Annotated in this window: 10 protein-coding genes; 3 read left to right on the top strand and 7 right to left on the bottom strand. The window is 72.9% G+C overall.

All coding sequences use genetic code 11. The annotated features are described in order from the left end of the window. The first annotated feature begins 155 nt into the window (after nucleotides 1–155). Nucleotides 156–530 (top strand): thioredoxin family protein, encoded by a 375-nt coding sequence (locus AB0J97_RS29910; protein ID WP_357695838.1) that lies wholly within the window; start codon nucleotides 156–158, stop codon nucleotides 528–530. Here AB0J97_RS29910 and AB0J97_RS29905 read toward each other — a convergent pair. Next, nucleotides 496–1,914, bottom strand: coding sequence for an MFS transporter (locus AB0J97_RS29905; protein ID WP_364094517.1), 1,419 nt, complete (start codon nucleotides 1,912–1,914; stop codon nucleotides 496–498). The genes AB0J97_RS29910 and AB0J97_RS29905 overlap by 35 nt on opposite strands. A 26-nt stretch (nucleotides 1,915–1,940) precedes the next feature. On the opposite strand from AB0J97_RS29905, the gene AB0J97_RS29900 reads away from it, so the two are divergent. After that, nucleotides 1,941–2,792 carry a LysR family transcriptional regulator gene (locus tag AB0J97_RS29900; RefSeq protein ID WP_364094514.1) on the top strand — a complete coding sequence of 284 codons (852 nt, stop codon included), beginning with the start codon at nucleotides 1,941–1,943 and terminating at the stop codon, nucleotides 2,790–2,792. Nucleotides 2,793–2,830: 38 nt separating this feature from the next. Here the strand turns inward: AB0J97_RS29900 and AB0J97_RS29895 are convergent, their stop codons facing one another. From AB0J97_RS29895 to AB0J97_RS29880, 4 genes are all read right to left on the bottom strand, one after another. Further along, on the bottom strand, nucleotides 2,831–3,598 hold the full coding sequence (locus AB0J97_RS29895) for an SAM-dependent methyltransferase (RefSeq protein WP_364094511.1): 768 nt from the start codon (nucleotides 3,596–3,598) through the stop codon (nucleotides 2,831–2,833). Nucleotides 3,599–3,777: 179 nt separating this feature from the next. After that, nucleotides 3,778–5,115 carry a class II 3-deoxy-7-phosphoheptulonate synthase gene (locus AB0J97_RS29890; protein WP_357695846.1) on the bottom strand — a complete coding sequence of 446 codons (1,338 nt, stop codon included), beginning with the start codon at nucleotides 5,113–5,115 and terminating at the stop codon, nucleotides 3,778–3,780. Nucleotides 5,116–5,183: 68 nt separating this feature from the next. Further along, entirely contained in the window at nucleotides 5,184–6,380 is a 1,197-nt protein-coding gene (locus AB0J97_RS29885; RefSeq protein WP_364094508.1) for an FAD-dependent oxidoreductase, read from the bottom strand. Between the two features lie 114 nt (nucleotides 6,381–6,494). Continuing rightward, entirely contained in the window at nucleotides 6,495–7,442 is a 948-nt protein-coding gene (locus tag AB0J97_RS29880; protein ID WP_357695850.1) for a LysR family transcriptional regulator, read from the bottom strand. Nucleotides 7,443–7,519: 77 nt separating this feature from the next. Here AB0J97_RS29880 and AB0J97_RS29875 point away from each other — a divergent pair, with 77 nt between their 5' ends. Continuing rightward, complete coding sequence (locus tag AB0J97_RS29875) at nucleotides 7,520–9,766, top strand: M64 family metallopeptidase (RefSeq protein ID WP_364094503.1); 2,247 nt, start codon at nucleotides 7,520–7,522, stop codon at nucleotides 9,764–9,766. Here the strand turns inward: AB0J97_RS29875 and AB0J97_RS29870 are convergent. Further along, complete coding sequence (locus AB0J97_RS29870) at nucleotides 9,713–10,705, bottom strand: aminoglycoside phosphotransferase family protein (RefSeq protein ID WP_357695855.1); 993 nt, start codon at nucleotides 10,703–10,705, stop codon at nucleotides 9,713–9,715. The two genes, AB0J97_RS29875 and AB0J97_RS29870, sit on opposite strands and share 54 nt — an antisense overlap. 17 nt (nucleotides 10,706–10,722) lie before the next feature. Continuing rightward, a complete protein-coding gene (locus AB0J97_RS29865; protein WP_364094499.1) occupies nucleotides 10,723–11,550 on the bottom strand; it encodes an aldose 1-epimerase family protein in 828 nt (275 codons plus the stop codon). Between the last annotated feature and the right edge of the window lie 19 nt (nucleotides 11,551–11,569).

Genomic DNA, 11,569 nt, shown 5'->3' with positions numbered 1-11,569 from the left:
CGTCGCCCGAGCCGAAGGCGCGGCCCGCGGGGCCGCGCCTTCGGCGTTCCAGATCGCCCGCCGTATCGGGCTTGAGGGCCGCCGCGGCATGGAATGCTGGTGGGGGGTACGTGGTTGACACGGTTGCAATTTCACCGAAGAGCGAGGAGCCACTTGTGGCGACCATCGAAGTAACAGAGAAGAACTTCAACGACATCGCTGACAAGGGCATCGTGCTGCTCGACTTCTGGGCGACGTGGTGCCCGCCGTGCAAGAAGTTCGGGCCGATCTTCGAGGCGGCCTCCGACAAGCACGACGACATCACCTTCGGCAAGATCGACACCGACGCGGAGCAGGCGCTCGCCCAGGGCTTCGACATCACCTCGATCCCCACGCTGATGGCGATCCGCGACGGCATCGTGGTGTTCGCCCAGGCCGGCGCGATCCCGGCCCCGGCCCTCGAAGACCTCATCCGCCAGGTCCGGGCCCTCGACATGGACGCGATCAGGACCGAGCTCAGCGAGGAGCTGAAGAACGCCGAGCAGAACTGACTCCGGCAGGCCCCGCCTGCACGGCGGGGCCCTCGCGTCCCCCGGCCCGCGTCAGGGCGGCGGCCAGCGGGAACACCGCGAGCACCACGAGCGTGCCGGGCAGCCCGAGCACGCGTGACAGCGCCCCCGCCACGCCCAGCCCGATCCCGCCGCCGACGAAGAACGTCAGGTTCAGCAGGCCCATCGCGCCGCCGCGCCGCTCCAACGGGAAGCTCGCCGACATCCGGCCCGTGATCACCACCTGGGCCAGCGAGAACGCCGGGAACCCGAGCGAGGCGGCCACCACCACCAGCACCGCGCCCGTCCGTGCGCCGCCGAGCATCTCGGCGAGCCCGGCCGCGACCAGGCAGGCGGCGAAGGCGGCGGCCACGGCGGGCAGCAGCCAGGCCCGGCCGCCCGCGATCCTGGCCAGCACCACGCCCACCAGCGCGCCCGGCAGCAGCCAGGCCCCGATCGTCAGCACGTTCCACCCGTGCACGCCGGCCAGGAGCTGCGGGGCGGCCCACATGGTGGCGAACAGGCCGCCGTACACGCCGACGCCGATCAGCGCGGCCCGGCGGAAGACCCGGTCAGCGGGCAGGTCGGGCGGGACGAACCCGGCGGCGACCGTACGGGTGCGCCGGACCAGCGCGGCCCCCGCGAGCGCCGCCACCGCCCCGGCCAGCGCCGCCACCGGCCACGTCAGCCCCAGATTGGCCGACTGGACGAGCACGAGGAACGCCGACACCGCCGCCGCCAGCAGTCCGGCGCCCACGACGTCCACCCGTCCGCCCGACCCCGCCCGCCGCGCCAGTGGCAGGCAGAACGGCACCGCCACCAGCGCCAGCGCGGGCAAGGCGAGCGTGAGCCGCCACGACAACGCCTGGGTGACCAGCCCTCCGGCCAGCGTCGCGCCCGCCGAGAAGACCGCCATCGCGCTGCCGAACCAGGCCAGCACCGCATGACGCCGCTTCGGCTCGGTCGTGGCCGCCAGGTTCAGCGCGACCGCCGACAGCGCGCCCGATCCGGCCGCCAGCACCGCCCGCGCCGCCACGAGCGTGCCCAGCGACGGCGCCACCAGGCAGGCCAGCGCCCCCGATGCCAGCACCGCCGAGCCGAGCAGCAGCGTGCGGCGCACCCCCCACGCGTCCGACAGGCGTCCGAACAGCGCCGTCCCGATGCCCAGCGCCAGGGCGTGCGCGGTCAGCACCCACACCACCGCGCCTGGACGCGCCCCCAGCGCGGCGGCGACGTCCGGCAGGGCGACCCCGGCCGCCGTGACGCCGAACACGGCCGGGCCGAACAGCGCGCCCAGCCTGATCCCGATCAATCCACTCCCGTTCATGCGGGCCAGTCCATCGCGGGAAGAGCGGGCGAACCAGAAGACGTTCTCCTGGACAGCCATCACGGATCATGATGAATGGAGCCCCAGTGGAGCTGCGCCAGCTCGCCTACTTCGTCGCCGTCGCCGACGAGGGCGGCTTCGGCCGGGCGGCCGAGCGGCTGCACATCGTGCAGCCCGCCGTCAGCCAGCAGGTGAGCCGGCTCGAACGCGAACTGGGCGCGCGCCTGTTCGACCGCTCGACCCGGCACGTACGGCTGACGGAGGCGGGGGAGCGGCTGCTGCCCGAGGCCCGCGAAGTGCTCGCCGCGGCCGAACGCGCCCGCCGGGCGGTCACCGGCCACCTGGAGGGAGCCACCCTGCGGCTCGGCGTGTCGCGGGCGCCCGGCACCCGCCTGTACCCGATGCTCGACCGGCTCGACCCCGGCCTGCGGGTCCGGCTCAGCAAACAGGGGCTCGCCGAGCGGCTGGCAGCGGTCCGCTCGGGCGACCTGGACGCCGCCCTCGTCCGGCTGGTGGACAGCGCGCCCGGTCTGGAGTTCTTCCCCGCCTGGACCGAGCCGCTGGTCGTGGCGCTGCCCGCCGGCCACCCGCTGGCCACGGCCGGCACGCTCGGCCTCGCCCAGCTGGGCGACCTGCCCGTACGACTCGCCCCCCGCGAGCGCAACCCGTCTTTCCACGACCTGGTCACCGGGGCGCTGGCGCGGGCGGGCGTGGACCCGCCGCGGGGCCCGGCCTTCACCGGGCTGCACGACACGCTCATCGACCTGGCCGCGGGGCCGCCGTCGTGGACGCTGTTCTACCCGGTCTTCGACGAGCTGCCGCCGATCCGCGGCGTCGCCTACGCCGGCCTGGACGAGCCCGAGGTGCTCACCCACCTCGCCGTGCCGTCCGGGCCGCCGACGGCCAAGGTGCGGCAGCTCCTGGCGGCCCTGCCCTGACCACGGGAGGCCGCGAGCCGGGCGGTCCGGTGGGTTCGTCAGGGTTTGCAGGCGACGCCGACGTAGCCGACGTCCGTGCCGCTCGTCAGGGCGGGCGGCTCGGTGGGCCGCCAGTCCTGGGGGAACACCAGGCCCGGGTCGGCCAGTTCGTAACCGTCGAAGAAGCTCAGGATCTCCTTGTCGGTCCTGAGGCTCAGCGCGGCCGTGGCCTGGTTGTAGACCTGGTGGGCCTGCGGGGTGGTGTCGGGCCTGGCGTCGATGGCGTGGCTGATCACCAGGTGGCTGCCGGGGGCACTGGCCTCGCGCAGCCCGGCCACGATCGGGTGGGCCTGCTCGTCGGGGATGAAGTGCAGGATCGCCAGCATGAGGAAGGCGACCGGCTGGTCGAAGTCCACCAGGGCGCCCAGCTTGTCCAGCAGGAGGTCGACCTCGCGGATGTCGGCCTGGAGGAAGTCGACGTTGTCCGTACGGGCCAGCAGCGCCCGTCCGTGGACGCACACGACCGAGTCGTAGTCGACGTAGACCACGCGCGCCTCGGGAGCGATCTCGTGGGTGTTGCCCTGCGTGGGCAGCCCGGCCCCGAGGTCGATGATCTGCCGCACGCCCGAGTCCACCAGGTGCCGGACGGCCCGCTGCAGGAACGCGCGATTGGCGCGGGCGGCCTCCTTGGTGTTGGGGAACACCTTGAGGATCTGCTCCGCCGCGGCGCGGTCGGCCGCGAAGTTGTCCTTGCCGTCGAGGTAGTAGTCGTACATCCGCGCGACGTTGGGGACGTTGGGGTCGACCCCCTCGGGGGCACTGTCCACGTTTTCTCCCGAAATTTCGGTCTTTCGCGTGATCATAGCCGTGCCGACCCCGCCCGCACTGGAATTCGGTTCGGTTGCCCGCGCGGCGCGTCCCGGAGAGACACGCCGCGCGGAACCCGGCGGGAGACCGCGGTCAGCCTCGGGAGGAGACCGCGGTCAGCCCCGGGAAGGCGTCGTGCTCAGCCCCGGTACAGCTCGGCCACGCGGAAGGCGAGGTCGAGCGACTGGCCGCGGTTGAGCCGCGGGTCGCAGGCGGTCTCGTAACGGGTGGCGAGGTCGCCCTCGACGATCTCGTGGCCGCCGCCCACGCACTCGGTGACGTCGTCGCCGGTGAACTCGATGTGGATGCCGCCCGGGTGCGTGCCGAGCTCGCGGTGGACCTCGAAGAATCCGGCCACCTCGTCGAGCACGTCGTCGAAGTGGCGCGTCTTGTGCCCGCTCGGCGCCTCGAACGTGTTGCCGTGCATCGGGTCGCAGATCCAGGCCACCTGGGCGCCGGCGGCCGTGACCTCCTTGACCAGCGCGGGCAGGTGCTCGCGGATCTTCGAGGCGCCCATCCGGGTGATGAACGTGAGCCGGCCCGGCTCGTTGTCCGGGTTGAGCTTCTCGATCAGCGCCAGCGCCTCTTTCGGCGAGGTCGTCGGGCCGAGCTTGACGCCGATCGGGTTGCGGATGCCGGCGAAGAAGTCGACGTGCGCGCCGTCGAGCTGGCGGGTGCGCTCGCCGATCCAGACCATGTGCGCCGAGACGTCGTAGGGCAGGCCCGTGCGCGAGTCGATGCGGGTGAGCGCCCGGTCGTAGTCGAGGATGAGGGCCTCGTGGGAGGCGTAGAACTCGACCGTGTGGAACTCCTCGGGCTCGGCCCCGCAGGCCCGCATGAAGGCCAGCGCCTGGTCGATCTCCCGGGCGAGCTGCTCGTAGCGGCGCCCGGCGGGCGACTCGCCCACGAAGTCCTGGTTCCAGGCGTGGACCTGGCGCAGGTCGGCGTAGCCGCCCTTGGTGAAGGCACGCGCCAGGTTGAGCGTCACGGCCGAGGAGTGGTACGCCTTGAGCAGCCGCCACGGGTCGGGCTGACGCGACTCGGGCGTGAACTCGAAGCCGTTGACCATGTCGCCGCGGTAGGCCGGCAGCTCCACGCCGTCGCGGACCTCCGTGCCCTTGGAACGCGGCTTGGCGAACTGGCCCGCCACCCGGCCGATCTTCACGACCGGCACCTTCGCCGCGTAGGTCAGCACGATCGCCATCTGCAGCAACGTCTTGAGCTTGTTGCGGACGTTGTCGGCGGTCGCGCCGGAGAAGGTCTCGGCGCAGTCGCCGCCCTGCAGGACGAACGCCTCCCCGCGCGAGACGGCCGCCAGCTGCCTCTTGAGCTGGTCGCACTCGCCGGCGAAGACGAGCGGGGGCAGGCCGCCGAGCTCGGCGACGACCTTGTCGAGCTCACCGCGATCGGGCCAGTCGGGCTGCTGGGCCGCGGGAAGGGCTCGCCAGGAATCGAGATCCACGAGATTGCTGCTCACGAGATACGAGGGTATTCCACTGACCCGGCCCCACTGACCCCCTTGTCCACGTTGTGAGAATGCATTTATCAGCTTTCGGGAGACTTTACGTGCTCAGGGAGTACGCCCAACCCGATGAAACGCCGCGGCAGCCGGTTGAGCAGCGGGATCCTGGTCACGTCGCGCGGCAGCCCGGACGGGTCGAACCGCCGCCCCAGCGCGGCGCTGATCACCCGGTTCTGCACCACCCGCTGGGCCGCCTGCGTGATCCGCGTGGGCAGCATGCGCCGGCGCTGCAGCCGGTGCAGCATGGCCTCCGTGATCGGCCGGCCCGCGGCGAGCGGCGCGGCGAGCAGGTTGGCCGCGGCCACCGCGTCCTGGACGGCCAGGTTGATGCCCACCCCGAAGACCGGCGACATGGCGTGCGCCGCGTCACCGATGCACAGGAACCCCGGGCGGTGCCAGCGGCGCAGCCGGTTGAGCGCGACCGTGAGCACGCTGACGTCGTCGAAGCCCTCGATCTGGCCCACCCGGTCCGCCAGGTAAGGCAGCAGCGTGGCCACCGGGCGCCTGAGGGCGTCGATGCCCTGCTCGGTCAGTGGCCCGTAGCCGCCCTTGGGGATCAGGTAGGCGAGCTGCCAGTAGGTCTCGCGGTTGATGGCGACCATCATGTGGCCGCTGGAGACACGCAGGAACGTGTCGTCGGGGTCGCCGTCGTGCCGGGGCAGCCTGAACCAGAGCACGTCCATCGGCGCCTTCAGGTCCTGGGGGACCAGGCCGGCGCGTTCGCGCAGCACCGAGCGCCGTCCGTCGGCCGCCACGGTCAGGGTCGCCCTCAGCTCGTGCTCGCCGGACGGGTCGCGGTAGCGCACCCCGCGCACCGCGCCGTCCTCGCGGATCAGGTCGTGGGCCTCGGCGTTCATCAGCAGCCGGAAGTTCGGGTACGCGCTCGCGGCCTTCGTGACCAGCGTGAGGAAGTCCCACTGGGGAACGAACGCGATGTAGTCGTAGCCGCCCGGCAGGCCGCGCAGGCTCGCGAGCCTGATGTCACCGGCGTCGGTCGCCAGCCGCAGCTCGTGCGCCTTGCGGTGGGGCAGTTTGAGGAACTCCTCCGCCAGCCCGAGCTCGCCGAGCACGCGCAGGGTGGAGGGATGGATCGTGTCGCCTCGGAAGTCACGCAGGAAGTCGGCGTGCTTCTCCAGCAGCGTGACCTCGACGCCGGCCCTGGCCAGCAGCAGTGCGAGCACGGCCCCGGCGGGACCGCCTCCGGCTATTACACACGTCATAATTCATCACCCAATGAGATTGTCTCCCTGTCAGGGGAAATGGGCAAGCCCTCCGCCCCTCCGGCGTGCCGAAGGGTGGAGGGCACCGCGCGTCAGGAGCGGCTCAGGAGCGGCTCAGGAGGTGAGGGGCGGGCGGCCGTAGCGGGCGGTCCAGGCGGTGTACGCCGTGCTGCGGGCCGCGACGGCGGCGTGCGCGGCGCGGGCGCTTTCCAGCAGGGCCGGCGCGTGCGCCGCGAACGACGACCGCCAGATGAGCACCTGCCGCATCCACAGCGGGTTCCCGCGCAGCGGCAGCACCGCCACCCGCTCACCCGGGTCGTAGAGCGCCTGGCAGGCCGACACCGCGTGCCCGGCCGCGATCAGCTCCCGCCGCACCCCGGCCTCCACGAGCTGGTACCGCCCGCGCGGTGTGAACCCGGCCCGCCCGCACGCCTCCAGCAGGTGCTCCGGCCACCCCATGCCGTCGGGCGGCGGCAGCACCCACGGCTCGCCCGCCAGCTCGGCCAGCTCCACCTCCGTCCGCCCGGCCAGCGGATGGGCGGCGGGCAGCGCCACGAACACCGGCTCGACCGCCACCACCCCCATGCCCATGGCGGGGCTGGGCCGCAGCTCGTGGTCGGGGTAGTCGGCCACCAGGGCCACGTCGAGCCGCCCGTTGGCCACCATGTCCACCAGCACCCGGACGAAGTGCTCGGTCTGCAGCGTGATGCGCGCCTCGGGCAGCGCGCCCGCCAGGTTCGCGACGAGGGGCACGACGACGGGGTTCTCGAAGCTGCCCACCCGGATCGACTGCCCGGCCAGCTCGTACGGCCCCGCCGCCAGCAGATCGTCCACCCCGGCGAGCACCACCCGGGCCCTGGCCAGCACGAACTCCCCGAACGCGGTGGCCGCCACGCCGCGGTGGTCCCGGGTGAAGACCGCGCCGCCGAGCAGGCGCTCGATCCGCCCCAGCTGGGCGGTGAGCGCGGGCTGGGAGACGCCGAGCGCCGCCGCGGCCCTGGTCACGCTGCCCTGGTCGGCGATGGCGCGCAGCGTCCTGAGATGTCTCAGTTCGAGCTGCATCCCGCAGAAGCTATCACTCCGGAGTTATGCCCTTATGGGATGAGACTCCTGCACCTTTCGGGCCGATAGTGCATGACATGCGTAAATTCGCGGCCCTGGTGCTGGCCGCCGCCGTCTTATATGTCCCATCCGCCCACGCGTCCGCGGCCGCCGACGGGCCCGGCGCGGCCACGGTCGTGCCGGTCCAGGTCACCGGCGCCCCCGCCAAGCGGTTCAACCTGATCGTCATGGGCGACGGCTACACCGAGGCCGAGCAGGCGAAGTTCCGGGCCGACGTGGACCGGCACCTCAACGTGATGTGGTCGATCGAGCCGTTCAAGACCTACCGCGACTACATCAACGTCTACCGGATCGACATCGTCTCCGGCGAGTCCGGCGTGAGCTGCGACCCCGGCCTGGACGCGCCCCGCCGTACGACCCCGCTGAGCATGGGCTTCTGGGGAGGGTGCAACCCGGGCAGCGTGCAGCGCCTGATCACCATGGACAACTCCGCCGCCACCCGCTTCGCCAACCTGGTCACCGGGACGACGTCGGGCAACCGGCAGATCCTCGCCCTGGCCAACAGCGGCACCTACGGCGGCGCGGGCGGCAGCTACGCCACCGCCTCCGGCAGCAACTCCATGTCCGCCCTGATCAGCCCGCACGAGCTCGGCCACTCCCTGGGCGGCCTCCAGGACGAGTACGACTACTACCAGCGCGGCGTCCCCGGCGGGACCTACGGCGGCTCCGAGCCGTCCAGCGCGCACCACAGCCTGCTGACCGAGCAGCAGATGCTCGACCAGCGCAGGAAGTGGTGGCGGTGGCTGGGCGAGGACAGCGAGTCCGGCGGCCCGATCGCCCGCTTCGAGGGCGGCATGTACTACACGAGCGGCGTGTGGCGGCCGAGCAGGCATTCCATGATGAAGACCCTCGGCTACTACTTCGACCAGGTCAGCCGCGAGGTCATGACCCAGCGCATCACCGCCAAGACGATGCTGATCCAGGACTCCGCGCCCACGTCCGCGCCCGTCGGGGCCGACCGGGTGCTCTGGATCGAGCCGATGCGCCCGGCCGGGCACTCGCTGACCACCACCTGGGCCGTGGACGGCAAGAACCTGCCCGGCGACGCCGACGTCCTCGACCTGCGCACCCTGGGCCTGGCCCCCGGCACGCACACGGTCACCGCCACCGTCGCCGACCCCACGGAGTTCGTCCGGGACCCGGCGGTCAGGGCCGCCATGACCAGGACGCGCACCTGGACCGTGGACACCACGCTCACCACGCCGCCCGACGGCGTCCAGGCGGGCATCGTGTCGTCCACGCCGACGGACCGCCCGGCCGGGCGCGCCGCCGTCGTCTACGTGGAGACCACCCACCCGGCGGCGACCGTCCCCGCCGTCACCTGGACGCTGGACGGTGACCGGCAGGCGGGCACCGGCGCCGAGTTCGACCTGGGCGCGGCCGGCCTGACGCCCGGCGCGCACACCCTCACGGCCACCCTCGGCGGCACGACGCTGACCTGGCAGGTCGACGCCGCCGATCCCACCACCGGGTACGAGCTGTCCGAGCCGCTCGCCCGCTCCGGCGACACCTACGTCTACAACGCCCCGTTCACGATGAAGCTCACCGGCGACGACGACCGCGACGGGTACGTGGTCTCGGAGTCCCGGGTGGACGGCGACGGCTGGTTCAACTACTTCGGCTGGCCCACCTCCTCCGAGCTGCCCTGGACGTTCACCGAGGAGGGCACGGTCATCGACTCCCTCGTCTACGGCAAGCTGCCGCGCGGCCGGCACACCGTCGAATACCGCTCGATCGACGCCGCCGGCAACTACGGGCAGGCCAAGAGCTTCACCGTCACCACCATCGCCCCGCCGCCCGCCTGCGACCGCACGGTCACCGGCACGCACCGGGGCCCGCTCACCGTGGCCGACGGCGTCACCTGCCTGAAGGACGCTCAGGTCACCGGCCCGGTCACGGTCAAGGCGGGCGCCTCGCTGGTGACCGACGGCGGCCGGATCAGCGGCACCCTCACCGCCGCCGGGCCCGCCGCCGTGCACCTGATCAGGACCCGCGTGGACGGCGCGCTCAGCGTCACGGGCGCGCGGCAGCTCACCGTCGTGGGCGGCGAACTGCGCGGCGCGGCCGTGCTCACCGGCAACACCGCGCCGATCCTGTCGGGCGTCACGGTCAAGGGCGCGCTCGCCTGCACCGGCAACACCCCGGCGCCGGCCGACCTCGGCGTGCCGAACCAGGTGAACGGCGCGGGCGGCGGTCAGTGCGGCAAGCTGTCAGCGGGCGTCAAGGGGAAGCCGTACGAGGCGGTCCAGGACCTCCGCCAGTGAGCTGACGGCCAGATCACGGACCCTGGCGTACTCGGCTTCCGGGTACTGCCGGGGTCCGTTCTCCACCAGCAGGATCAGGTAGAGGTAGGCGCGGTAGAGGTCGAGCCGGGCGCGGGCCGAGGCGGTCAGCTCCAGCGGCGTCACCTCGCGGTAGCCGGCCAGCAGCGGGTCGTCCTCGCGCAGCTCGTCGAAGATCGTCGGGGTGACGAACTCGGCGATCGGGTCGCCCCAGAACGCCCGCTCGTGGTCGATGATCGCCTGGATGCGCGGTTCGCCGGTCAGGTCGAGGAACACGTTCCCGGCCCACACGTCGAAGTGCACCAGGCAGGGCGTGGTCACCTCGTCCAGCACCGGCGCGGCCCGCTCGAAGGCCGCCATGATCTCGGCGGCCGGGCGGGGCAGCGGCGTCGGGTAGCGCTCGGTGTCGGCCAGCAGCGCGCCCACCATGGCCAGGAACGCCTCCCGCCAGGTCGAGCCGACGATCCCGGCGTGCGGGTAGCCGAACACCTCGCCGGTCACCGCGTTGAACGCGGCCAGGTGGCGGCCGAGCTCCCGGCGCAGCGCCCGCTCGCCCTCGGGCTTGACGTCGTTCCAGGAGACGCCGTCGAGGGCGCTCAGCATCAGGTAGTCGCCGCCCAGCACCGGGTCGTCGAACCCGGCCACCAGCAGCTCCGCCATCGGCACGCCCGCGGCGGCGGCCAGCTCGTAGGCGGCGGCCTCCATGCGCAGCAGGTTGCGCTCGTAGCTGAGCTGGTCGAGATCGGGCGAGGGCGACAGCTTGAGCACCACCTCGCGGCCGTCCTCCAGGGTCAGCCGCCACACCGCGTTGGCGTAGCCGTCGGTCAGCTCGGTGGCCGTGAAGACGCCCGCCCCCACGGCCCGCCGGGCCAGCGCGTCGAGCTCGGCGGGCGATAAGCGGCGCTTGGTCCTACTGTCCACGTGGGCCCCTTCCGGGTTCAGGCGGCGCTGATCGTCCAGCTCGCCACGTGTTCGTCGCCCGGCCGCAGCACGACCAGGTCGGTGCCGGAGTTGAAGGCGTCGGGCGGGCAGGTCATCGGCTCGACCGCGACGCCCTCGTAACCCAGCTGCCGGCTCGTGCAGACCTGCACCCAGGGCAGCACGGCCGGGTCCCAGGCGAGCCGCACCCCGCCGACCCGCACCTCCCCGCGGTCGAGCCCGGTGAAGGCGTGGTCGATCACGGTGTCGCCGACCGGGCGCGGCTTGCCGAAGTCGTACGGGGTGCCGGCGACGTCGGCCAGGCCGGCCGGCAGCAGCCGGTCGTCGGTCTCCAGGTAGCGGGCGGCGGGCAGCTCCAGCTCCTCGCCCAGCAGCCACGGGTGGGGCCCGCAGCCGTAGGGGGCGTCGGCCTCGCCGGCGTTGCGGGCCGTGACCGTCGTGGTCAGGCCGCCCTGGCCGAGCCGGTGCTCGACCGACAGCGCCAGCGTGAACGGGTACCCGGGGGCCCCGGCCAGCTCGTACGTCAGGCGCGCGCGATCGGCCTCGGCCTCGGCCACCTTCCAGTCGACGACGGCGACCAGGCCGTGCAGCGCGTGACCGCGGTCGGGCTCGGTCACCTCCAGCTGGTACGGGCGGCCCTGGAAGGTGTAGCGGGCGCCGCCCACCCGGTTGGGCCAAGGAGCAAGGACGGTGCCCGCGAAGTACGGGACCGGGCCCTGCTCGGGCCAGGTCGTCACCAGGTCGCGCCCGCCGTGCCTGAGCGTCCTGACCGCGGCGCCACGCGGGCTGATCTGCGCGGTGTAGCCGCCGCCTTCGAGCTGGGGCACGGAGAAGGTCCTTTCGTCG

This window comes from Nonomuraea sp. NPDC049607, assembly GCF_040675375.1.
Classification (GTDB): Bacteria; Actinomycetota; Actinomycetes; order Streptosporangiales; family Streptosporangiaceae; genus Nonomuraea.
The sequence above is the reverse complement of the archived record's forward strand: the minus strand, read 5'-3'. Positions and strand labels throughout refer to the sequence as shown.